Consider the following 630-nt stretch of genomic DNA (forward strand, 5'->3'; position numbering starts at 1 on the left):
CCACCGTATGCGCTTCTTCACTTGACCATATAACCCCAAGCAATCTGGTTACTGTCTCAATCGTGAAGACGACATTCGCCGAAAATTTGCGTCTTGAGAACTACAAATTTTGCCTTGATTAACAACGTGCAGTGAAACACGCTGTTAGTCACTTCTATCACATATCCAAATTTTTAAAGAACGAGTACCGGTCAAAAGACCAGAAATCAGCACTCAACAGGCAACCCTGAAGCGCTCATTTCTGAACTCTCTACGATCATGCTGTAATGGTGGAGCCAAGCGGGATCGAACCGCTGACCTCCTGCGTGCAAAGCAGGCGCTCTCCCAGCTGAGCTATGGCCCCGTAAGCATCTGCACCTGAATTGGTAGGTCTGGGCAGATTTGAACTGCCGACCTCACCCTTATCAGGGGTGCGCTCTAACCAACTGAGCTACAGACCTATAACAGGGTCGCCGCGTTACAGCATCGTCTTCTACAAGGAATCAAGCAATTCGTGTGGGAGCTTATGAGAAAGCTGAAGTCTTCGATTAAGGAGGTGATCCAGCCGCAGGTTCCCCTACGGCTACCTTGTTACGACTTCACCCCAGTCATGAATCACTCCGTGGTAACCGTCCCCCCGAAGGTTAGACT

Annotated in this window: 2 tRNA genes and 1 rRNA gene; all 3 read right to left on the minus strand. The window is 49.7% G+C overall.

Annotated features, from left to right (window positions below):
- Positions 1-267: 267 nt before the first annotated feature.
- A tRNA-Ala gene (locus ACNFCJ_RS24100) sits at positions 268-343 on the minus strand.
- A gap of 20 nt (positions 344-363) precedes the next feature.
- A tRNA-Ile gene (locus tag ACNFCJ_RS24105) sits at positions 364-440 on the minus strand.
- A gap of 88 nt (positions 441-528) precedes the next feature.
- Positions 529-630 (minus strand): 16S ribosomal RNA (locus ACNFCJ_RS24110); the annotation flags it as partial.

It is taken from the genome of Pseudomonas sp. NY15364 (assembly GCF_048068235.1).
Taxonomy (GTDB): Bacteria; Pseudomonadota; Gammaproteobacteria; order Pseudomonadales; family Pseudomonadaceae; genus Aquipseudomonas; species Aquipseudomonas mendocina_D.